Source organism: Flavobacterium sp. LC2016-23, assembly GCF_009674775.1.
Taxonomy (GTDB): domain Bacteria; phylum Bacteroidota; class Bacteroidia; order Flavobacteriales; family Flavobacteriaceae; genus Flavobacterium.
Genome location: NZ_WKKE01000001.1, coordinates 27,708 through 51,281, shown reverse-complemented (window position 1 = coordinate 51,281; position 23,574 = coordinate 27,708). Strand labels below are relative to the sequence as shown.

The following is a 23,574-nucleotide window of genomic DNA, read 5'->3' as shown; positions in this document are numbered from 1 at the left end:
AAAAATATAAATCATCTAAATTAAAAAGTAAAATAGTAAAAAAGAGCAATTAAAAGAGAACATCAAAATTAGAATAGCCAAAGCAAGTAATTATCAAATCGGCACATTATCTAATTATCTAATTGCCCAATTATCTAATTAAAAAGAAAAATGAATCAAGATTATATAAAACCAGATAACTGGTCCATCATCGAAGAAGGATTTGACCATGAAAGAGTAAAATCGTCGGAGAGTCTTTTTAGTATCGGAAACGGTGCTATGGGACAACGCGCCAATTTTGAAGAAACGTATTCCGGTGAAACTTTTCAGGGAAGTTACATCGCCGGAATTTATTATCCGGACAAAACCAAAGTGGGCTGGTGGAAAAACGGTTACCCGAAATATTTTGCCAAAGTATTAAATGCGCCCAACTGGATTGGAATTGACGTTGAAATCAATGAAGAAAATCTGGATTTGAATACCTGTACAGAAGTTAGAAATTTCCGCAGGGAACTGAATATGAAAGAAGGATGGTACCATCGTTCTTTTGAAGCCGTTTTGAAAAACGGAACTGAAATCGCCGTAAACGTGCGTCGTTTTCTTTCTCTGGATCTGGACGAAACGGGTGTCATCAAATTTGATATTACGCCTTTAAACAAAGACGCAAAAATTGTTTACAAACCTTATGTAGATGCCGGCGTTACCAATGAAGATGCCAACTGGGAAGAAAAATTCTGGGAACCTTTAGAAATAAAAAAAGGGACCAATGAAGCTTTTGTAACTGCACAGACTTTTAAAACGCATTTCAAAGTAACCACTTTCATGCACAATACGATTTTTGCAAACGGAGAAAATGTAAACATTTCCCCTTCAACAATCGATTCAACAGCAGACAGGGTTAAGTACACATACGGAACGATTATCGCAAAAGGACAAACGTCTTCTATTCAGAAAATTGGTGGGTATACGGTTTCTTTAAATCATGAAAATACTTTAAGCGCTGCCGAAAAAGCTATAAAAGCAGCCTTACATTTAGGATACGATACATTACTTCAGAACCAAATTGAGGCCTGGAGTAAAATTTGGGAGATGTCGGACATTACAATTGAGGGCGATGTAAAAGCACAACAGGGAATTCGTTTTAACATCTTTCAGTTAAACCAGACGTATTTAGGAAAAGACAGCCGATTGAACATTGGACCAAAAGGGTTTACCGGAGAAAAATACGGCGGATCTACTTATTGGGACACGGAAGCGTATTGCATTCCGTTTTACATGGCTACCAAAGATCAGCAGGTTGCCCGTAATTTATTGACTTACCGTTTCAACCAATTAGACAAGGCTATTGAAAATGCCAAAGATAATTTAGGTTTCAAAAATGGCGCCGCACTTTACCCGATGGTAACCATGAACGGTGAAGAATGCCATAACGAATGGGAAATCACACACGAAGAAATCCATAGAAATGGCGCGATTGCTTTTGCGATTTTCAATTATTACCGCTACACCGGAGATTACTCGTATATTCCTGAAAAAGGATTAGAAGTTTTAATCGGAATTGCACGTTTCTGGCACCAGAGAGCTTCTTTTTCGAAAGACAAAAACCAATATGTGATTCTTGGAGTGACAGGGCCAAACGAATACGAAAACAACATCAACAATAATTTTTATACCAATTATATTGCAAAATGGTGTATTGATTACGCTGCGGAACAAATTAAAAAAGTGGCTTCAGAATATCCTTCCGACCACAAACGCATTATAGAAAAAGTAAATCTTTCCGCTGCGGAAATTCAGGAATGGAAAAAGGTGGCCGACGATATGTATTTCCCAACTTCTGCCGAATTGGGTATTTATTTACAGCAGGACGGTTTCTTAGACAAAGATTTGGTTCCTGTAAAAGATCTGGATCGTTCACAGCGTCCAATCAACCAGAAATGGTCGTGGGACCGTGTTTTACGTTCTCCTTACATCAAACAGGCAGACGTTTTACAATGTTTTTATTTCTTCGAAAGTCATTTCTCTAAAGAAGAATTAAAACGTAACTTTGAGTTTTACGAATCCTTTACCGTGCATGAAAGTTCGCTTTCTCCTTGCGTACACTCGATTCAGGCTGCCGCTTTAGACAAAATGGATATGGCGTATACGTTCTATTTAAGAACTTCCCGTTTAGACTTAGACGACTACAACAAAGAAGTTGAAGAAGGCTGCCACATTACCTCAATGGCCGGAACCTGGATGAGTATTGTAGAAGGTTTTGGCGGAATGCGTGTTAAAAACGACCAGCTTCATTTTTCTCCGAAAATCCCAAAAGAATGGGAAGGTTATTCCTTTAAAATTAATTTCAGAAATCAAATCCTGAAAGTGGCTGTCAATCATCATGAAACGACTTTTACTGTAGACGGAGACCAGGATTTAACAATTGTAGTAAATGGAAAATCTATAGTTGCCCATAAACAACTTGTTCAAATTAATTAAATTATAATACTTTAAAAACTAAAAAACATGAAAAACTTATTTTTCGCAAGTTTAATCTTGCTTGCATTTAGCTCCCTTGCAAATGCACAGCAATTAAAATCACCCGAAGGCAAGTTCGTAATGGAATTTTCGCTTCAGAATGACGGAACTCCGACTTATAATTTAAAATACAAAAATAAAGAAGTTGTAAAAACCAGCAAATTAGGTCTTGAACTTAAAGACGACAAAAAATCTTTATTGAATGATTTTACGGTTGTTGATACTAAAACTTCCACTTTTGATGAAACCTGGAAACCGGTTTGGGGAGAAGTGGACAATATCAGAAATCATTATAATGAATTGGCGGTTACTTTAAACCAAAAAGGAACCGACAGGCAAATTGTAATCCGTTTCCGTTTATTTGATGACGGTTTAGGATTCCGATATGAATTTCCGGCACAAAAGAACCTGACTTATTTCGTAATCAAAGAAGAAAGAACTCAATTTGCCATGGCGGGCGACCACACAGCTTTTTGGATTCCCGGAGATTATGACACTCAGGAATACGATTACACCAAATCTAAATTATCTGAAATCAGAGGTTTATCTGAAAAAGCATATACGGCAAATGTTTCGCAAAAAAACTTTTCGCCAACCGGAGTTCAGACTTCTTTGATGCTGAAAACCAATGACGGAATCTACATCAACCTGCACGAAGCCGCTTTGATCAACTATTCCTGTATGCACCTGAATTTAGATGATAAAAACATGATTTTCGAATCCTGGTTAACACCGGATGCAAAAGGTGACAAAGGCTACATGCAGGCACCAAGCCACTCCCCTTGGAGAACGATTATGGTAAGCGATAATGCTACAGAAATCCTTTCTTCAAAAATGACTTTAAACCTAAACGATCCCTCTAAAATTGACGATACTTCATGGATTAAACCCGTAAAATATGTGGGTGTCTGGTGGGAAATGATTACAGGAAAAAGCTCGTGGTCGTATACTAATGATTTTCCGACCGTACAATTGGGCGTTTCTGATTTCTCAAAAGCAAAACCAAGCGGAACACACGGCGCCAATAATGCCAACGTAAAAAAATACATTGATTTTGCTGCTGCAAATGGTTTCGATGCTGTTTTGGTAGAAGGCTGGAACGAAGGCTGGGAAGACTGGTTTGGTCACTCCAAAGATTATGTTTTTGATTTCGTAACGCCTTATCCGGATTTTGATGTGAAAGGTTTGCACGAATATGCAAAATCTAAAGGAATCAAAATGATCATGCACCACGAAACTTCAGGTTCTGTTCGTAACTACGAGCGTCATATGGACAAAGCGTACCAGTTCATGAAAGACAACGGTTACGATGCTGTAAAAAGCGGTTACGTTGGCGATATTTTACCTCGTGGCGAAAACCATTACGACCAGTGGATTGTAAACCATTATCAATATGCCATCGAAAAAGCAGCTGACTATAAAATTATGGTCAACGCTCACGAAGCAGTTCGCCCAACCGGAATCTGCAGAACGTACCCGAACTTAATTGGAAACGAAGCCGCAAGAGGAACAGAATACCAGGCTTTTGGAGGTTCTAAACCAAATCACGTAACCGTTTTACCTTTTACACGTTTGATTGGAGGCCCAATGGATTATACGCCCGGAATCTTCGAAATGGATATCAGTAAAATGAATCCTGACAACAAATCGCACGTAAACAGTACCATTGCAAACCAACTGGCATTATACGTTACCATGTACAGCCCGTTGCAAATGGCAGCCGATACACCGGATAATTACAACCGTTTTCCGGATGCATTTCAGTTCATTAAAGATGTAGCGGTAGACTGGTCAGAAAGCAAATATATCGAAGCTGAACCAGGCGATTTTATTACCGTTGCCCGTAAAGCAAAAGGAACAAACAACTGGTTCGTTGGAAACGTAAACGGAGAAACTCCACGTACTTCAAACATCGATTTCAGCTTCCTTGAAAAAGGTAAAAAATACACCGCAACAATCTATGCTGATGCAAAAGATGCGCATTACAAAACAAATCCGCAGGCTTACACCATCAAAAAAATTGCTGTAACCAATAAATCAAAATTATCTCAGTTATCCGTTCCTGGCGGCGGTTATGCGATCAGCATAATTGAAAATAAATAATTTAATTAACCATATAAGAATGTAAGTCCATTTAAATAGAAATCCCCCAGTTTTTTTTCTTAAATGTTCTTACATTTCTTATATAGTTTCAATTCTATTTTACTATGAAAAACCTAAAAACAATATTTCAAACCAATCCTATCTATACTTTAGCCTTAATGGTTCTTTTAATTTCTGCTTCCGCGAAAGCGCAAATCCAGAAAGTTGAACCGCCATTTTGGTACGCCGGTATGAAAAATCCTGAAGTACAAATTATGTTCTACGGAAAAAATATCGCGCAATACGAAGCTTCAGTTTCGAACAATGTGACGATCAAAAATGTAGAGAAAACAGAAAATCCAAACTATCTTTTCGTTACCATCGATACACAAAACCTAAAAGCTTCCGAATTGGTTTTTTCTTTTAAATTGAAAAACAAAGTTGCTTTCACACAAAAATATTCCCTTAAAGAAAGAAGAGCCAATTCTGCCGACCGAAAAAGTTACGATGCATCAGATATGATTTACCTGATCATGCCGGATCGTTTCGCTAACGGAAACCCTAAAAATGACAGTGATGCTGTTTTAACTGAAAAAGCAAACCGCGCGGAACCAGGTGGACGTCACGGAGGTGATATCGAAGGAATCATCAAAAACCTGGATTATATTTCGTCTTTAGGAGCAACAACAATCTGGAGTACCCCTTTATGCGAAGACAATGACAAACAGCATTCGTATCATACATACGGACAATCTGACGTTTACAAAATAGATCCGCGTTACGGAACCAATGATGATTACGCTCGTTTATCAGCAGAAATGCATAAAAAAGACATGAAACTGGTGATGGATTATGTAACCAATCACTGGGGAATTACCCATTGGATGATTAAGGATTTACCAACGAAATCCTGGATCAATCAATTCGAAAATTACACGCAAACGCACCACAGACGTGAGGTACTTACGGATATTCATGCTTCAAAATCAGATCAGGAAATTTGTGTTGACGGATGGTTTGTCCCTTCAATGCCGGATTTAAATCTAAGAAATCCGCTGGTTGCAAAATACCTCACGCAAAACGCCATTTGGTGGATTGAATTCGCTAATCTTGACGGATTCAGAGTCGATACTTATAATTATTCAGATGCTACTGCGATGGCCAATTGGGCTAAAGCAATTACAACTGAATATCCAAACTTTAATATTGTGGGTGAAATCTGGATGCACAATCAGGCGAATTTATCCTATTGGCAAAAAGACAGTAAAATCGGCGCCATTGAAAACTACAATTCGAATTTGCCAAGTGTAATGGATTTTACGCTTCAAAGCCAGGTTACTTCTGCTTTCAACGAAGACGAACCAAGCTGGGACAACGGTTTGATTAAATTCTACAACAATTTTGCAATGGATTATTTATATCCAAATACCAATAACATTTTGGTTTTTTCTGAAAATCATGATACAGATCGTATGAATGATAAATTTAAATACGATTTTCCAAAATACAAACTGGCAATGACTTTATTGGCAACCGTTCGTGGAATTCCGCAGTTGTATTACGGTTCAGAAATTGGAATGGGTGGTGACAAAAGCAAAGGCGATGCAGATATTCGTCAGGATTTCCCGGGCGGATGGGCCGGCGATAAAAACAATGCTTTAACCGCAGCAGGAAGAACTGCCGAACAGGCAAAATATTTTGATTTTACGTCTAAATTATTCAACTGGAGAAAATCAAACGAAGCCGTTCATTTCGGAAAAATGACGCACTATATTCCCGAAAACAATACCTATGTTTATTTCAGATATACCGATACTAAAACTGTAATGGTGGTTTTCAATAACAATGCAAAAGAGCAGGTTGTGAAAACCAATCGCTTTAAAGAAAACATCAAAAACTTTAAATCAGGGAAAGATATCCTTACCGGAAAAACATTCGATTTAGCTACTGAAATCACTTTAGAACCCAAATCGGCTGTTGTTTTAGAATTGGAATAAAAACGCTTAACCGCAAAGTCCGCAAGGGCAATCGTAAGGTTCGCAATATTTTCTGCCACAGATTACAAGATTAACTCAGATTTTAAAAAATCATTTTAATCTTGTAATCTGTGGCATTTTTTTAAATTTTATACTTTCCTTTCTTTATCTTTAATACTTATGGCTTAAAATCAGTTTTAATGAATAAAGACAATACTGTAAAAACACCTTTCGTATGGGAAGGCGCAAATGTTTACTTTTTACTTACCGATCGTTTTTATAACGGAAATCCTGCTAACGATTTAAACTTCAACCGAACCAAAACTCCCGGAAAACTGCGGGGTTTTGAAGGCGGGGATATCATCGGAATTACTAAGAAAATCGACGAAGGTTATTTTGATCTGTTAGGAATAAATGTCATTTGGCTTACGCCAATTGTAGAGCAAATTCACGATGGCGTTGACGAAGGAACGGGGCTCAGTTATGGATTTCACGGGTATTGGGCAAGAGACTGGACGGCTTTAGACCCTAATTTCGGAACCAAAGAAGATTTGGCCAATCTGGTTAAAAAAGCGCACGCAAAAGGCATCCGAATTGTACTGGATGGCGTGATCAATCATACCGGCCCGGTCACTCCCGAAGATCCGATCTGGCCGGAAGACTGGGTTAGAACCGGAATTGTCTGCGATTACAAATCATTCGAAAACACGACCATGTGTACTTTGGTAGATAATCTTCCGGACGTCAGAACCGAAAGTAATCAGGAAGTTGCACTCCCCTCTTTTTTAATCGAAAAGTGGAAAAACGAAGGCCGATATGAAAAAGAAGCTACTTCATTAAATGCCTTTTTTGAAAGAACAAAATATCCCAGAACACCAAAATATTACATCATAAAATGGCTGACGGATTATATCCTTGAATTCGGAATTGACGGCTACAGGGCCGACACCGTAAAACATACCGAAGAAATTGTCTGGGTCGATTTTAAAAAAGAATGCGAATATGCTTTTGAAACCTGGAAAAAACAGCATCCCTTAGAGATTTTAGACCAAAACCCATTTTATACCATTGCCGAAGTGTACGGTTACGGAATCAGTGGCGATCAGCATTATGATTTTGGAGACCGGAAAGTAAATTATTTTGAGCATGGTTTTAATTCCATGATTAATTTCGAGTTCAAACTGGATGCTCAAAACGATTATGAGTTCCTGTTTTCCAAATATTCAGCTAAACTTCAGAAGGAATTAAAAGGATACAGCGTTCTTAATTATGTGTCCTCGCACGACGATCCTGAGCCATTTGATGCACATCGGAACCGAACTTTTGAGTCCGGAACCAAATTATTGCTTTCTCCCGGAATGTCTCAGGTGTACTATGGTGATGAATCGGGCCGCTCACTGGTTATTGAAGGCACAGCAGGCGATGCTACTTTGCGATCTTTCATGAATTGGGATGACATTCAAAATAATTCCGAAACACAAAGAATACTCTGGCACTGGCAGAAACTGGGACAATTCCGCAGAAATCATCCCGCGGTGGGTGCAGGAGTCCACAAGCAGATTACAGCAAAACCGTATGTTTTCTCCAGAAGTTATGTTAATGGAAGCTATACAGATGAAGTTATAATTGGTTTAGATTTAGGAATTGGCACCAAAGAACTTCCTGTTGGCTCCATTTTCAAAGACGGAACCCCACTAAAAGATGCCTTTTCCGGAAAAGAAACGGCAGTTCAAAACGGAAAAGCAATCATCGATTCTGAATTTGGACTTGTTTTATTGGAGCTTGTTTAACGGTAAAGTTATCAAAGTCAAAAACTCTTTTTTAAAATCTATTGCCAAAGTTTTTCGCTCGCAGATTTTGCAGATAGAGCAGATTTATTTAGAATTTCTTTATTGATAATCTGCCTTATCTGCAAAATCTGCGTGAAACAAAAACATTTTAATTCTTTATCCAGACAGCTATCGGGAATGGCAAACTTTTTTACGAAATCCTTGCGAACCTTGCGTAAAACTTTGCGACCTTTGCAGTTAAATTCACAACAAATGCTCAAGATTGCTCACAGAGGCGCCAAAGCTTACGAACCGGAGAATACTTTAAAAGCCTTTCAAAAAGCATTAGACCTAAATGCGGACGGAATCGAACTCGACGTTCATTTAAGCTCCGACGGGCATGTCATTGTGATTCACGACGAAACCATCGACAAAATGACCAACGGTAAAGGATTTGTAAATACCCTATCTTTGCCCGAACTGAAATCATTTTTAATTAACGGTCAGTATGAAATTCCGACTTTAAAAGAAGTTTTTGATTTGGTAAACAAAAAATGCCTGATCAATGTCGAATTGAAAAATGCAGCTGCTTTAACGAAAGTTGTTGCATTAATTGATGAGTCTGTTTCTGAAAAAAACTGGAAATATGAACACTTTATTGTTTCAAGCTTTGACTGGAATGCTTTGCAGGAAGTTCATAACTTAGATTCAAAAATTCCTATTGGCGTTTTAACAGAAACTGATCTTGATTTAGCTTTGGCTTTCGCCGAAACCATTAAAGCAAAAGCGATTCATCCGTATTATCATTTATTGAATGAGGAAAATGTTCAGGAAATTCAAAAGAAGAGATTTTTAGTTCTCCCGTGGACCGTAAATATTGAAGAAGACATTCAAAAAATAAAAAAATTCAACGTCGACGGAATCATAACTGATTTTCCGGATAAAGTATAGCATAAAAACAGCCACCGATTTCAAAGATTAAATGACTTTAAATTCTGTGAAAATCATTTTAATCTGTGGCAAATAAAAAAATTAGTGCCAATTCGTGTAATTAATGGCAACCAAAAAAATATGATCAAAAATTTCGACATAATCATAGTTGGCGGAGGCGCTGCTGGCTTTTTTACAGCCATTAATATTGCAGAGAAAAATCCGAAACTGAAAATTGCTATTTTAGAAAGAGGAAAAGAAGTACTTTCTAAAGTTCGTGTTTCCGGCGGGGGAAGATGCAACGTAACACATGCCTGTTTTGAACCGGATGAATTGGTTAAATTTTATCCGCGTGGCGAAAAAGAACTTCGCGGGCCTTTTCATCAGTTTTGCTCCGGAGATACCATCGAATGGTTCGAAAAACACGGTGTCGCATTAAAAATCGAAGACGATGGCCGAATGTTTCCGGTTTCCAATTCTTCACAAACCATCATTGACTGTTTTTTGGAAGCAACCGGAAAACTTGGTATTAAAGTCCTGACCGGACAAAGCGTACAATCCATTTTTAAAACTGAAAATCATTGGAAAATCGACACCCAGGATGAAAATTATGCCACTGAAAAATTAGTGCTGGCCACAGGAAGCAACCCTAAAATATGGGAAATGCTACAGACGCAGGGACATGCTATTGTAAGCCCTGTTCCTTCCCTTTTTACATTCAACATTAAAGATTCCCGCATCAAGGAATTGCCTGGCGTTGCGGCGCAAGTTACCGTAAACGTAAAAGATACCAAACTTGAATCAACAGGACCTTTACTAATCACGCATTGGGGAATGAGCGGCCCTGCGATTTTGAAACTTTCTGCCTGGGGTGCCCGCATTTTACACGGCAAAAATTACCAGTTTACCATCTTTGTCAACTGGCTGAATGATGTTGATACCGAAGATGCCGAAAAAATCCTCAAAGAACTAAAACAGGAACACGCCAAAAAAGCCGTTTCCAAAAAGTCCCCTTTCGACTTTCCGAATCGTTTGTGGGAAAGCTTAGTTCTCGCTTCTGAAATTGAAGCAGAAACGAAATGGGCCGATCTGTCTAAAATCCAATTGCAGCATTTAGCTTCACAATTGACAAAAGCAACATTTCAGGTCAACGGAAAAAGTACATTCAAAGAAGAATTTGTAACTGCCGGCGGTATCGATTTAAAGGAAATCAACTTCAAAACCATGGAAAGCAAATTACATCAAAACCTTTATTTCGCAGGAGAAATAGTCAATATTGATGCTATTACAGGCGGATTTAATTTCCAGAATGCGTGGACAAGCGGGTTTATTTTAGCCAATGCAATCTAGTTTTAAGTCGCAGTTTTAAGTCGCAGTCGATAAGTCAAAATCTGAGACTGAGACTGGAAACTAATTAACAAGACTTTAGATATTCCCTAGGTTTTCATTAAGACAATTCTAATAATTTTACTTTCAACTAAATACCATTAAATGAAAGTAAAATTACTTACCACAATTTCCCTTTTCTCTTATCAGCTGGCTGTTTCCCAAACTGAAAAATTGGTTCATGGAAAAGTTCTTTCTAATAATAATCCGCTTAATAAAGTAGAGGTTATAAACAAAACCGCCAAAACAAGTACAAGAACAAATGATTTAGGAGAATTTTCGATTCTTGTAAAGGCTAAAGACAGTTTACTCTTTTTTTCAAAAGATTACTTTTTCAAAAGATTGAAACTTACTCAGGAAGAAATTGATCAGAATAATATTCTCGTTACTATGATCATAAAACCCGAGGAACTTAATGAAGTACTTGTTACAGCTATAAAATTTGACAGAATAAAGACTTCCCAACAAGATATAGATACCCTAAAACTTAACAAAGATGCCCGTTCGCTGCAAAAATATACCGGCGTTTATAATGGAACTATTACAAATGGCATGGACTTTTCCAGAATGGGAACAGGCCTTTTAAATTTATTTAAAAACGATAAAGAAGCGCTCAAAAAGAGAACTTCGCAAACTGATTTCAAAAAACTAATAGCAGCCTCAATACCTTCAGATTTCTTCACCAGAGACTTAAAGCTAAAACCGGAAGAGGTAGATTTATTTATTGAATTCTGTGACGCTGACCTAAGATCTAAAACTATTTCAGAACACAATAATGTATTAACCACAATGGATTTTTTATACGCTAAAAATGAAATGTTTAAGAAGTTGAAAACGGAGACTAAAGACTGAGACTAAAAAATTACCTGTTCAGCCACCAGATACTCGCATTCAAAATTCCCGCAAAACTTACCCACGCTATATACGGAATGAGTAAATATCCGGCCGTTTTATTGATTTTCAAAAACTTTAAATACGTTTCATAAATCATAAGCCATAGCAATACAATTTCGATTAAAGCCAGCATCGGGTTTTTTAATCCAAAGAAAAGATACGACCAAATGGCATTCAATATCAACTGAACCACAAAGAAGCCTAATGCTTTTTTCACTTCCTGATTCTGTTTTTTTATTTCATCCCAGACCAATCCTGCAGCAACCGCCATTAGTACATATAACAACGTCCATACCGGCATAAAAATCCAATTGGGCGGATTAAACGATGGCTTTAAAATGGTTGGGTACCAGGTTTCGACACTTGGTCTTGTCACTAGACTTGACGAATATCCTACCATTAGACACACTATTAGCGCTATTGCAATTTTGGCTATTTTGTTCATTTTATTTAATTTTTAGTCAAAAATAATCAAAAAAGAAGAGTTAAACCATATAAGTTCTATAAGTTCATGTTACCAGTGGGTTTGAGTTTGATGTTACATTTATTACTACTTATTTTATTTTAAGTTCAAAAAGCACCATTTGTTATATAAATTAAGATTTCGTTTGACTTACATTTTCTTATATAACTTCTATGGTGAAATATTTTAAAAACTATCTTTGCCAAAATTTTATACTTCATGTTTACAGCAACTGATTTTATTCCAAAAAAATATACTTCGACTATCGAAAACGGAAACTTTGAATGGAGTGCTCCAAGCAATATTGCCTTAGTGAAATACTGGGGGAAAAAAGACAACCAGATTCCCGCCAATCCATCGGTAAGTTTTACTTTAAGCAATTGCAAGACCATTACGAAGTTAGGTTTTTCAAAGCGACACACTTCGGCTCCCATAAGTGAGACAACAGCTGTTTTTTCGTTTGATTTGCTTTTTGAAGGAAAACCAAAAGAAGATTTCAAACCTAAAATTCAGAAGTTTTTAGAACGAATTGAAATTTATTTGCCCTTTTTGAAAGACTATCATTTTACAATTGACACTCAGAATACATTTCCACATAGCTCCGGAATTGCTTCTTCTGCTTCCGGTATGGCTGCTTTGGCAATGAATTTTATGAGTTTAGAAAGAGCCCTGAATCCTGAAATGACAGAAGAATATTTTTATCAAAAAGCATCATTCCTGGCCCGTTTAGGTTCTGGAAGTGCGTGCAGAAGTGTAAAGGGAAATGTAGTGGTTTGGGGAAATCAGGCAAATATTGAAGGAAGTTCAGATTTATTTGGCGTTGAATTTCCGTATGCCATTCATAACAATTTCAGGAATTATCAGGATACTATTTTATTGGTGGATAAAGGCGAAAAACAGGTTTCCAGTACAGTTGGACACGATTTGATGCACAACCATCCCTATGCCGAAAGACGTTTTGCCCAGGCACACGAAAATCTGGATCTTTTAATTTCGATTTTTAAAAGCGGGAATGTTGACGAATTCATAAAAGTGGTCGAAAGTGAAGCTTTGACTTTACATGCTATGATGATGACTTCGATGCCGTATTATATTTTAATGAAACCGAACACGTTGCAGATCATAAATGCGATTTGGAAATTCAGAACTGAAACGCAAATTCCGGTTTGCTTTACGCTGGATGCCGGCGCCAATGTTCACGTTTTATATCCCGAAAACGTTAGCGAAAAAGTACTTCAATTTATTCAGGACGAATTAGTTGTATTTTGCCAGAATGGTCAGTACATTTGCGATGAAATTGGAGACGGATCTTTATTAATTGATAATTAACAATTGTCAATTAATAATTAGTAACTTTATGGAAAAGAAAAACATTATTAAAGAAAAATCTTTTGCTTTTGCAATTGACATTGTAAACCTTTATAAAGTTTTAACCGATAAAAAAGAATTTGTTTTATCAAAACAACTTTTGCGTTCAGGAACGTCGATTGGTGCAAATGTAAGAGAGTCCGAGCATGCTCAAAGTAAAGCAGATTTTATTCATAAATTATCAATTTCATTAAAAGAAGCAAACGAGACAGAATATTGGTTAGATTTGTTATACGAAACAAAATATCTTTCTGATATAGAATTTCAAAATATTAAACCTAAAATCATAGAATTATTAAGATTGCTTACGAGTATCATAAAAACTTCTAAAAACATATAATTATCCATTGTTAATTATTCATTTTCAATTATGAAAGGACCCTTATTTTACTCAAAAATATTACTCTTTGGAGAATACGGAATTATCCGCGACTCTAAAGGACTTTCTATCCCTTATAATTTTTATAATGGTGCTTTGAAGAAAACCGAAGAGCCTTCGGCAGAAGCGATTGCATCAAACTTAAGTCTGAAACGTTTTTCAGCTTACCTTGAAACGTTACAAACAGAACAACCCGAACTGGTTACTTTTGATTTGGCTTCCCTAAAAAATGATGTGGAAACAGGCATGTATTTCGATTCAAGTATCCCGCAAGGATATGGAGTAGGAAGCAGCGGTGCGCTTGTTGCTGCAATTTATGATAAATATGCAGCTCATAAAATTACGGTTTTAGAGAATTTAACCCGCGAAAAGCTATTACAGTTAAAAAATATATTTTCTCAAATGGAGAGTTTTTTCCACGGAAAAAGTTCTGGTTTAGATCCTTTAAACAGTTATTTGAGTATTCCGATTTTAATCAACTCTAAAGATAATATTGAAGCAACGGGAATCCCTACGCAAAGTTTTGACGGGAAAGGCGCTGTGTTTTTATTAGATTCAGGAATTGTTGGTGAAACGGCTCCGATGGTAAACATTTTTATGGAAAACCTCAAAGACAAAGGTTTCCGCACCATGCTTAAAAACCAATTTGTCAAATATACAGATGCCTGCGTAGAAAACTTTTTACACGGTGACATGAAGTCTTTGTTTACCAATACCAAAAAACTATCTAAAGTTGTTTTAAACAATTTCAAACCAATGATACCGGAGCAATTTCACGGCATCTGGCAACACGGTATTGACACCAATGATTACTACTTAAAACTTTGTGGTTCCGGAGGCGGCGGATATATCCTTGGTTTTACCGAAGACCTGGAACGTGCTAAAATTTCCCTTAAAGATTACAAACTTGAAGTTGTTTATCAATTTTAAATTATAATTTTTTCCCTGATTATCCGTTACTTTAGGAAGGACTATGTTTTTTCCTGATTTATTAAAAGATGTACTTTAGTATTTAAATCCGTTTATGCCGATTAAAAAGCAGTAACCCATTAACTTAAAAATGTTAAGCAGAAAGAATAAAATTTTAGCGATGAAAGTTATTAGTTTATTCTCTGTAGTGAGAGGTTATAACATTCCCATTATTGTTTTAGCACAGTATCTATCGGCCATTTTTATATTGGCTCCCGACAAAAGAGCTTTAGACATCTTACTTGACTTCAACTTATTTCTCATTGTCTTTGCCTCAGCAATTACAATTGCTTCAGGCTATATTATCAATAATTTTTACGACAGTCAGAAAGATTTAATCAACAGGCCAAACAAGTCGATGCTGGACAGGCTGGTGAGTCAGAAAACTAAATTATCGGTGTACTTCACTTTGAATTTTATGGCTGTATTAATGGCCCTTATTGTTTCCTGGCGTGCTTTTTTATTCTTTTCCGTTTATATTTTTTTGATTTGGTTTTACTCTCACAAAATAAAAAAATACCCGATTATAGGTAATTTAACCGCAGCTTTACTGGCTGTAATTCCGTTTTTTGCCATACTCTTGTATTTTTACAACAAAATATCTTTCGAAGAAATTGAAGATCACATGAGCCACTTCGCGGTAATTTCCGCGCACGCCATGTTCTTATTTTTATTGCTTTTGATTCGCGAGATGATAAAAGACCTGGAAAACCTGAAAGGCGATCTCGCAAACAATTACAAAACGATTCCGATATTATATAACGAAACAACTTCAAAACAAATCATTACCGTTTTAACCTTTTTGACAATTCTGCCGGTTTATATCCTGATTAATATTTACGACGTAGGATTTATGGATATTTATTTTTACATCTGTTTTGCAGTAATGCTTTTCTTCTTGGTATATCTCTGGAAATCAAACTCAAAAGAACAATATTTACTACTTCACAATGTATTGAAATTCCTAATCGTTTCCGGGGTTTTCTGTATTGTTTTAATCAATCCCAGTGTTTTGTGGCATGGGAAGAGTTTGCTCCTGAAATCTTAATTGATACTTCGTAAAGATTCTCAAAATTCACGCAAAACGGTACAAAAGATTAAATGTATTTCTTTGCGAATCTGGGTGTAACTATGCCCAAAAAACAATAGCTATTAATCTAAGAACAATGAACTTAGGATTATTTAGCAAGAATAAACTATCTTTGCACAAATTACAGAATTATATGAACAATAAGGAAGGCAACAATAACAGAGGCGGATCGAGACCAAATAGCTCCAGATCAAACTCTAACAAGCCAAAACCTGCCATGCAAAAGCGTGCTCAAGGGCCGAAAAAAGTGAAACCTGCTGTGAAAGCAGCTGAAGAAGAAGCGGCACAAAAACTTAAAAAACAGAATCAGGCACCCAAAAGACAAAAAGCTGCCGACGAAATTCGTCTGAACAAATACATCTCAAATTCTGGTGTATGCTCGCGTCGTGATGCCGATATATACATTCAGTCCGGTAACGTCAAAGTAAATGGTGTTCCGGTTACTGAAATGGGATATTTAGTGAAATTAAATGATGTTGTAAATTTTGACGGTGTTGTTCTGACTCCTGAAAAGAAAGAATACATCTTGTTGAACAAACCTAAAAACTTTACTACTGCCTTAGACGAAGGCCAGGAATATCGTAATGTTCTGGAATTAGTTCGTGGTTCTACTACCGCTAAAATTGCTCCAATTGGCAGAATGGATAAAAACACAACTGGTTTGTTGTTGTTTACCAATGATACAGATATGATTCGTAAATTTACATTACCGAATCAGAAATCATCTAAAATTTATCAGGTTTCTTTAGATAAAAATCTAAAATTTGAAGATCTGGAAAAAATAAGCAAAGGCCTTGTTCTTGACGGACACCGCGTTTTTGTGGAGGAAATCAGTTATATTGAGAAAGAAGCGAAAAGCGAAGTGGGTCTTAAATTACGTTCATCGAATGTAAAAGTAGTACGTGCAATTTTCGAAAACTTTGATTATGATGTTTTACGTATAGATCGTGTTTCTTTTGCCGGTCTTACCAAAAAGAATTTACCACGTGGTAACTGGCGTTTTCTGACGGATCAAGAAGTTATTAATTTGAAAAACGTTTAAATAAACGATTCAAATCAATCCTGGAAATCCTGTTTTACTGCTGTAAAATGGGATTTTTTTATTTTAAGATTATCCTGAAATATTAAAAGAAGTTGTGACCGAAAAGTGTAAAAATTGATCTTCCTAAATTGGCCTGATTTTTATCCTCTACTGATTCGTAACACGAAAAACCAAGTATAATTTTAATTCCGGGATGAATACTATTTAAGATATCTCTTTTTTGCTCTTCCAGTAGTAGTTTTAAACTGTCTAAAAGCTGTATATTGTTTTTAAGATACGAAACGACCAGTAGTGCTGAAAAATTTAAAATTTCTCTTGCTGTTTCGCTTTTGATTCCGACTTCATTTGAAATCATTTCGGAAATTCTTCCTTTTTTGTTGGTGAAAATTTCTTTTAACAAATCATTTCCCTCTACACGATAACAATCATCGACTGACAAAATCCTTCCGGAAGCAAAATCAACTTCTCCGTAAAAGGTTGAATTTTCGCCTATTAGTGAAACAATTTGTTTATAAAAACCCGACTCCTCTGATTTATTATACAATCCCATTAGAACTGTACCTATAGAAACATCAATTCCTTTTATTAGAAGGGCATCATTTTCAAAATAAAATTTATTCAGCTTTGAAACAACATTTGAAGATATAAAACGTCTAAGTTCAATTTGTAGGTTTGGAGTCATAATATTTAATTTTTTAGAAATTTATTTAAATCCATTCAAAATAATCGACAAAGTGGGGCTTTTAATCGTTTATCAGGATAAAAATATAAAATATTTTAACATTTCCAAAAGATAAGTTAAAAATTTCCTTACTCTTTCACAACATATTTAACACTAAATTCTAAAAGTCTCAATGAACATAACCCTTTCGTAATCAAAAACAAATAAAAAAAAATTAAAACAAAAATAAAATATTTTAAAAAAAAATAAGAAAAATAAGAAAAAGCTTAAACCTCTCGCAAAAAATTAAAACAATCCGCTTCGGTTTTGCCAAACTATACTGATAAAAATACCGAGAAAAATGATGCAAAACAGAAAATTAATAAAACTGGAAGCCAAAAATCCGAGTAAGGATCCTGTTGCGGCTTTTAGCGCCCGGCGGTGATTTTTAGAATCATAAATAAGTTCTCCTATAAAAGCCCCGGCAAAAGGACCGATAATTACACCAAAAGGAATCGGAGAAAGAATCCCGACAATTAAGCCAATATTGGTACCCCAGATTCCGTAAGAACTCCCGCCAAACTTCTTAGTTCCTTTGGCCGGAATTACGTAATCCAGAATTGTAATACTGACTGTTATTAAAAGTGTAATCCCTAAAATCCAGTAATTATTTTCAACTGCCGTGGTTAAGTATAACAGTAATAAGCCCAGCCAGCAACTGGACAATCCGGGTAAAACCGGCATAAAACTCCCAAATACCCCAACAATCATACACACCAAACCAAGCAATAGCAATACTAAATCCATATAAAAATATTTTTTTTATTTTACAAAACAAAATTGCTATTTAAAACAACAATGTGTTTGAGAAAGCTACGAAGAATATCTGTAATACAAAGCTTCTCAAAAAAAATAATTGTATTTTTATACCATAATTAATTTAGTTCAATTCAACATCAAAATCTTGAAGCAGTTCCCTCTTTTTTTAGTCGTAGTACTATTTTTCAATTCTTGTCAATATTTTGAGAAGCAGGTTCCGTCTGAAAAAGAATTATTGCAAAAAGAACTGAAATCGATTAACTGGAAAGAAGTAGATGAATTTCCGTCTGTTGCTGATTGCGAAAAAATAGCAGACAAAAAACTGCGTCAGCACTGCTTTTTTGAAAAAATGGCACAGCTTATTCAGGAAAAACTGGATGTAGATTCTCTTTCTGTTCTTTATCCTGAACTGGATACTATTGAGGTAAAAGTAACCGTGTTTCCGAATGCTACGATGAAATTCGAGCCACAATTTCCAAAAGACTCTGTTGCCTATGATACTACTAAAATCGACAGTGTTCTGCAGGCACGCCTGGTTGATTTTCCAAAAGTAAATCCTGCTATCAAACGTGGAGTACCGGTAAAAACGCAGTTTATCCTTCCGGTAATTATTAAAGAAAAAAGTACGAAGTAAATCTGAATCCTCTCAATAAAAACTACACTTTAAAGTTTCGTCCTTTCCATTGATAAGAACCAAACAAGCTGTACAAAGCAACAGCCGAACTAAAAAAAGGATAAAACAAACTAATCAAAAACAGATTCTTAATTCGTATGTTCGTTAAAAATTGATTGGTGATATGCAGCAGCCCAAAATCGATTATGAACTTTGAAACGGCATATAAAATAAAAAATTGCCACGACCAGATTCCAAAAATCATAAATACAGTTCCCAGCACAAAACTCAGATTTCCAAAGAAAACGATCAATCCTAAAACTTTTCCAAATAAACTTTGATACGAACTTGTTTTGGCTGCCCAGCGTACTCTTTGGTAAAATAGCGATTTCCAATCCTGAGTTGGTTTTGTTTGTACAATCGCTTTTTCTGCTTTTAGATAATGAACCAGATTTTGATTTGAATTTGCAACTTTTTGGAGTAAAAAAACGTCATCTCCGCTCGCAATTGTATTATTGCCCTCAAAACCATTCATCTTTTCAAATAGTGATTTTTTATAAGCGAAATTTGCACCATTGCACATAAAAGCTTTTTTTATTCCAAAACTCCCAATGGTAGCACCTTGGAGACTCGTTAAATCTAATTGCTGAAAATGATGTAAAAACGAATTATTGGTATTATAAGTAACAGCACCGGCAAGCATAGAAACTTCGTTTTCCTGAATATAATTATCAAAAATCAACAACCAATTTTCAGGAACAGTACAATCCGCATCGGTAGTAATCACCCAATCTGTTTTTACGTGTTTCATTGCCGCAGCAATGGCATCTTTTTTAGGAGAATTTGAAACACGGATATTATCAATAATCCTAATTTGAAAGTTGGAATTTGGAAGTTGAAATTTTTCTGCAGATTCATCATCCACCAAAATCACCTTAAACAAGTTCACCGGATAATTAAGTTCCAAAAAGCTTTTTAAAAGATGAGGTAAATTCTCCGCTTCATTTCTGAAAGGAACAATAATGGTAAAACTCGTTTGTGGCTCTAAATTCGTATTTGCATATTTTTTTACTTTGACAAAACCAAAAATTAATACGCCAATCGTAATGATGTAAATGGCTAATATGAGAAATAAGAGCAGATTCATTCTACAGTTTTTGTTTTAAAATTCAGCACATAATAACTGCCTAAAACCACCGGTAAAACGACATTTAAAAACCACATCAAAGTCGAAATAAAAACGACAATCCATTCGTTAACTCCTAAAATTCCGAAGAAATAAACCGCAACACTTCCTTTAACTGCAAAATCCAGGAACTGAAAAGTGGGCAGCGATGAAGCCAAAAAGTACACTACTGCAATGGTCGCGATTAACGTAAAATAAGGCAGCTCAACATCAAAAGCCAGAAACAAAAAGTAGTATTGATGCGAAAAAACAAGATAACGAAAAATGCCTAAAACTATATTTTTCTGATGAACGGGTTTTGGAATTTCATTGATTTTATGAAGCAGTTTTTCTATCGAATATCCCTTGATTTTAATCTTTTTCAGAGAGAACAAAATGCCGAAGAACAAAAAGAAAACGGCAAATAAAATCGCAACAGTCCGGGGTGTAATTACATTGTATTCCGCGTTAAAATACAACAATCCGAAAATACCAAAAATCACCGTCAGGATCATCTGGATTCCGTTACAGATTAAATTCAGAAAAACGACTTTCTTTGCTTCAGCTTTGGGATAAAACAATGCTTTTCCGGCATACTCTCCTACTCCGTTTGGTGTAAAAATTCCGGCGGTTAAAGCTGCCAGTACCTGTTTGGTGGCCTCCCCTGTTGAAATTTTATGAATTACTCCCGCAAGATTCTGCCATTTCAAAATTTCAAAATAACGGTTCAAAACACTTAAAATCAGGATAAACAAAATCCCTGAAACAGACTGGTTTTTACGAAATAAAGTGATAAATTTCTGCCAGTCGAGTTTATCGTTGTGCGCCAGCTGATTGTAAATAAAATAAAATGCACCGCCAACAATCAAAAGTTTGACCAGAAGAACAAGGAATTGTTTAGCTTTGTGGGGAATTGAAATCATGCTGCAAAAGTAATCAATTTGAAAATGTGGCAATTTGAAAATTAGAAAATGAATTATATTCCTTTTTTAAAATTTTCAACCTGAAACAAAAACCTGAAACAAAAACACACTTGACAAAAGAACGCATCATATTAGGTATTGACCCCGGAACAACAATTATGGGTTTTGGATTGATTAGAGTCATTAATAAAAAAATGGAATTCCTGCAGCTGAACGAATTGCAGCTTTCTAAATATGACAATCATTACCAGAAACTTAAAATCATTTTTGAACGTACCATAGAATTAATCGAAACACACCATCCCGACGAAATTGCCATCGAAGCCCCTTTCTTTGGTAAAAACGTACAATCGATGCTAAAGTTAGGACGTGCGCAAGGTGTCGCCATGGCGGCGGGGCTTTCGAGAGATATTCCGATTACGGAATACGAACCTAAAAAGATCAAAATGGCTATTACCGGAAACGGAAATGCCAGTAAAGAACAAGTGGCCAAAATGCTGCAACAGCTTTTAGGATTAAAAGAATTACCTAAAAATCTCGATTCCACCGATGGTCTGGCAGCAGCAGTCTGTCATTTCTTTAACTCCGGAAAAATCGTTGCAGGAAAAAGTTATACGGGTTGGGATGCTTTTGTGAAACAAAATGAGGACAAAATCCGTAAATAAGAGAATTCTTAAATTAGGAAATGTGTCAATTAGAAAATTAGATAATTACTGTAATGCGTATATTTTAATTTTCTAATTCTTATTTAGTTAACGACCTGATTATATATTTTTTGCATTCTTTACATCACCCCTCTATATCATTATCTAATTTTCTAATTGACAAATTATCTAATTATCTAATTAAAAAAAATGTCCGGTATCTACATCCACATACCCTTTTGCAAACAGGCTTGCAATTATTGCGATTTTCATTTTTCGACTTCTATGAAGAAGAAAGAGGAAATGGTTTTGGCTATTGCTAAAGAAATCGGAATGCGCAATAGTGAGTTTGAAAATGAAATCGTTGAAACCATTTATTTCGGCGGCGGAACGCCTTCTGTATTGACCAATGAAGAAATTAACTTTTTAATTTCAGAAGTTTACAAAAATTATAACGTCTCAGAAAACCCGGAGATTACGCTTGAAGCCAATCCCGACGATTTGTCTGCAGAACGAATTTGGGAATTATCTAAGAGCCCCATAAATCGTTTAAGTATTGGAATTCAGTCTTTTTTTGAAGAAGATTTGAAAATGATGAATCGGGCTCATAATGCCAAAGAAGCTATAAATTGCCTTACAGAAGCAACCAAATATTTTGACAATATTTCACTCGATTTAATTTATGGAATTCCCGGAATGAGCGACGAAATGTGGAAACAGAATATCGAAACGGCATTGAGTTTCGGCATTCCGCATATTTCGAGTTATGCCTTGACGGTGGAACCCAAAACGGCTTTAAGAAAACTTATTGATACTGGAAAGATTGCCGAACCGCAAGATGAAGTGGCTTCTAATCATTTTATGATTTTAGTGGAAACGCTTGAGAAAAATGGTTTTATTCATTACGAATTATCGAATTTCGGAAAAGAAAATTATTTTTCCAAAAACAATTCTGCTTATTGGCTGGGCAAAAAATACATCGGAATCGGGCCTTCCGCGCACAGTTATGATGGTGTAAAAAGAGGCTGGAATATCGCCAATAATTCACTTTATATAAAATCAATTCAGGAAAACGTATTGCCTGTTGAAACTGAAACGCTATCAAAATCAGATCGCTATAACGAATATATCATGACAGGATTACGAACCATCTGGGGCGTTTCTCTCGAAAGAATTGAAACGGAATTCGGACCTGACTATCTGGATTATCTGAGTCAACAAACACAGAAATTTCTTGATGACGATTTGCTTTTTATTGAAAATAACATTCTAAAACCCACCGCAAAAGGAAAATTTTTAACAGATGGAATTGCAAGTGATCTGTTTTACTTAAATTTGGAATAGCTACGTTTAACCGCAAGGTACGCAAAGTTTTACGCAAGGGACACAAAGAAATTTCAGATAAAGCCTTGCGAACTTGGCGTAAACCTTAGCGAACCTTGCGGTTATAAAAAGTAAGTCAAATCTTTCAAAATAATAACGAATTCTACTGGTATTTTATTAGATTTGAAAAAAAAAATAAAATGACGGAGAATGAATTATCAAAAGTTGTCTTTAATTGTTCTTTAAAAGTCCATCAGACTTTAGGGCCCGGTTTATTAGAAAGTGCGTACGAAGAATGTTTATATTATGAATTAAAGAAAACAGGTTTAGAAATTCAAAAACAAAAACCCTTACCTTTAATTTACGAAGAAGTAAAATTAGATATTGGGTATCGATTAGACATTATCATTGAAAATAAATTAATTTTGGAAATAAAAGCCGTCGATGCTTTAAATGAAATTCATTTTGCCCAGCTATTGACCTATTTAAAACTAACAGGTTGTAAATTAGGTTTATTAATCAATTTTAATGTTGCTTTAATAAAAAATGGCATTAGAAGAATTGTAAACAATCTTTAACAAA

General features: G+C 35.7%; 21 protein-coding genes. 16 read left to right on the top strand and 5 right to left on the bottom strand.

Features of this window, described 5'->3' with window-relative positions; all coding sequences use genetic code 11:
- Window positions 1-150 precede the first annotated feature (150 nt).
- The 7 genes from GJU43_RS00250 to GJU43_RS00220 all read left to right on the top strand — a co-directional run bounded on the left by GJU43_RS00250 (window position 151) and on the right by GJU43_RS00220 (window position 11,491).
- A complete protein-coding gene (locus tag GJU43_RS00250) occupies window positions 151-2,457 on the top strand; it encodes a glycoside hydrolase family 65 protein (RefSeq protein WP_154338857.1) in 2,307 nt (768 codons plus the stop codon).
- A 27-nt stretch (window positions 2,458-2,484) separates the two neighbouring features.
- Window positions 2,485-4,599, top strand: a complete 2,115-nt coding sequence (locus tag GJU43_RS00245; RefSeq protein ID WP_154338855.1) for a glycoside hydrolase family 97 protein — start codon at window positions 2,485-2,487, stop codon at window positions 4,597-4,599.
- A gap of 104 nt (window positions 4,600-4,703) precedes the next feature.
- Window positions 4,704-6,575, top strand: a complete 1,872-nt coding sequence (locus tag GJU43_RS00240) for a glycoside hydrolase family 13 protein (RefSeq protein WP_154338853.1) — start codon at window positions 4,704-4,706, stop codon at window positions 6,573-6,575.
- Window positions 6,576-6,754: 179 nt separating this feature from the next.
- Entirely contained in the window at window positions 6,755-8,344 is a 1,590-nt protein-coding gene (locus GJU43_RS00235; protein ID WP_154338851.1) for an alpha-amylase family glycosyl hydrolase, read from the top strand.
- 252 nt (window positions 8,345-8,596) lie between these two features.
- Window positions 8,597-9,274, top strand: coding sequence for a glycerophosphodiester phosphodiesterase family protein (locus tag GJU43_RS00230; protein ID WP_154338849.1), 678 nt, complete (start codon window positions 8,597-8,599; stop codon window positions 9,272-9,274).
- Window positions 9,275-9,394: 120 nt separating this feature from the next.
- On the top strand, window positions 9,395-10,603 hold the full coding sequence (locus tag GJU43_RS00225) for an NAD(P)/FAD-dependent oxidoreductase (RefSeq protein ID WP_154338847.1): 1,209 nt from the start codon (window positions 9,395-9,397) through the stop codon (window positions 10,601-10,603).
- 141 nt (window positions 10,604-10,744) lie between these two features.
- The gene (locus GJU43_RS00220; RefSeq protein ID WP_154338845.1) at window positions 10,745-11,491 is read left to right on the top strand and encodes a hypothetical protein; all 747 of its coding nucleotides are present in this window, start codon (window positions 10,745-10,747) and stop codon (window positions 11,489-11,491) included.
- A gap of 10 nt (window positions 11,492-11,501) precedes the next feature.
- Here the strand turns inward: GJU43_RS00220 and GJU43_RS00215 are convergent, their stop codons facing one another.
- A complete protein-coding gene (locus GJU43_RS00215) occupies window positions 11,502-11,978 on the bottom strand; it encodes a TspO/MBR family protein (protein ID WP_154338843.1) in 477 nt (158 codons plus the stop codon).
- 237 nt (window positions 11,979-12,215) lie between these two features.
- Here GJU43_RS00215 and GJU43_RS00210 point away from each other — a divergent pair, with 237 nt between their 5' ends.
- The 5 genes from GJU43_RS00210 to GJU43_RS00190 all read left to right on the top strand — a co-directional run bounded on the left by GJU43_RS00210 (window position 12,216) and on the right by GJU43_RS00190 (window position 16,844).
- A complete protein-coding gene (locus GJU43_RS00210) occupies window positions 12,216-13,325 on the top strand; it encodes a diphosphomevalonate/mevalonate 3,5-bisphosphate decarboxylase family protein (protein ID WP_154338841.1) in 1,110 nt (369 codons plus the stop codon).
- A 28-nt stretch (window positions 13,326-13,353) separates the two neighbouring features.
- Window positions 13,354-13,704 carry a four helix bundle protein gene (locus GJU43_RS00205; protein ID WP_154338839.1) on the top strand — a complete coding sequence of 117 codons (351 nt, stop codon included), beginning with the start codon at window positions 13,354-13,356 and terminating at the stop codon, window positions 13,702-13,704.
- Window positions 13,705-13,734: 30 nt separating this feature from the next.
- Window positions 13,735-14,673 carry a mevalonate kinase gene (locus tag GJU43_RS00200; RefSeq protein WP_154338827.1) on the top strand — a complete coding sequence of 313 codons (939 nt, stop codon included), beginning with the start codon at window positions 13,735-13,737 and terminating at the stop codon, window positions 14,671-14,673.
- 130 nt (window positions 14,674-14,803) lie between these two features.
- Entirely contained in the window at window positions 14,804-15,760 is a 957-nt protein-coding gene (locus GJU43_RS00195; protein ID WP_154338825.1) for a geranylgeranylglycerol-phosphate geranylgeranyltransferase, read from the top strand.
- Between the two features lie 175 nt (window positions 15,761-15,935).
- Window positions 15,936-16,844: a pseudouridine synthase gene (locus GJU43_RS00190; protein ID WP_154338823.1), complete on the top strand. Its 909-nt coding sequence runs from the start codon at window positions 15,936-15,938 to the stop codon at window positions 16,842-16,844.
- An 82-nt stretch (window positions 16,845-16,926) separates the two neighbouring features.
- Here the strand turns inward: GJU43_RS00190 and GJU43_RS00185 are convergent, their stop codons facing one another.
- Together GJU43_RS00185 and GJU43_RS00180 are read right to left on the bottom strand one after the other, a co-directional pair.
- Window positions 16,927-17,526, bottom strand: a complete 600-nt coding sequence (locus GJU43_RS00185) for a DUF937 domain-containing protein (protein ID WP_154338821.1) — start codon at window positions 17,524-17,526, stop codon at window positions 16,927-16,929.
- 285 nt (window positions 17,527-17,811) lie between these two features.
- Window positions 17,812-18,312 carry a DUF456 domain-containing protein gene (locus GJU43_RS00180; protein ID WP_154338819.1) on the bottom strand — a complete coding sequence of 167 codons (501 nt, stop codon included), beginning with the start codon at window positions 18,310-18,312 and terminating at the stop codon, window positions 17,812-17,814.
- A gap of 157 nt (window positions 18,313-18,469) precedes the next feature.
- Here GJU43_RS00180 and GJU43_RS00175 point away from each other — a divergent pair, with 157 nt between their 5' ends.
- Window positions 18,470-18,958 (top strand): hypothetical protein, encoded by a 489-nt coding sequence (locus tag GJU43_RS00175; RefSeq protein ID WP_154338817.1) that lies wholly within the window; start codon window positions 18,470-18,472, stop codon window positions 18,956-18,958.
- 22 nt (window positions 18,959-18,980) lie between these two features.
- On the opposite strand, the gene GJU43_RS00170 is transcribed toward GJU43_RS00175, so the two are convergent.
- Together GJU43_RS00170 and GJU43_RS00165 are read right to left on the bottom strand one after the other, a co-directional pair.
- Window positions 18,981-20,084 carry a glycosyltransferase gene (locus tag GJU43_RS00170; protein WP_154338816.1) on the bottom strand — a complete coding sequence of 368 codons (1,104 nt, stop codon included), beginning with the start codon at window positions 20,082-20,084 and terminating at the stop codon, window positions 18,981-18,983.
- Complete coding sequence (locus GJU43_RS00165; RefSeq protein WP_154338814.1) at window positions 20,081-21,025, bottom strand: lysylphosphatidylglycerol synthase domain-containing protein; 945 nt, start codon at window positions 21,023-21,025, stop codon at window positions 20,081-20,083. Before GJU43_RS00165 ends, GJU43_RS00170 begins: the two co-directional genes overlap by 4 nt.
- Before the next feature lie 110 nt (window positions 21,026-21,135).
- Here GJU43_RS00165 and ruvC point away from each other — a divergent pair, with 110 nt between their 5' ends.
- The 3 genes from ruvC to GJU43_RS00150 all read left to right on the top strand — a co-directional run bounded on the left by ruvC (window position 21,136) and on the right by GJU43_RS00150 (window position 23,570).
- On the top strand, window positions 21,136-21,690 hold the full coding sequence (ruvC, locus tag GJU43_RS00160) for a crossover junction endodeoxyribonuclease RuvC (RefSeq protein ID WP_053469969.1): 555 nt from the start codon (window positions 21,136-21,138) through the stop codon (window positions 21,688-21,690).
- Window positions 21,691-21,879: 189 nt separating this feature from the next.
- Complete coding sequence (gene hemW, locus GJU43_RS00155) at window positions 21,880-23,013, top strand: radical SAM family heme chaperone HemW (protein ID WP_154338812.1); 1,134 nt, start codon at window positions 21,880-21,882, stop codon at window positions 23,011-23,013.
- A gap of 179 nt (window positions 23,014-23,192) precedes the next feature.
- Window positions 23,193-23,570 (top strand): GxxExxY protein, encoded by a 378-nt coding sequence (locus GJU43_RS00150; protein ID WP_154338810.1) that lies wholly within the window; start codon window positions 23,193-23,195, stop codon window positions 23,568-23,570.
- Window positions 23,571-23,574 lie beyond the last annotated feature (4 nt).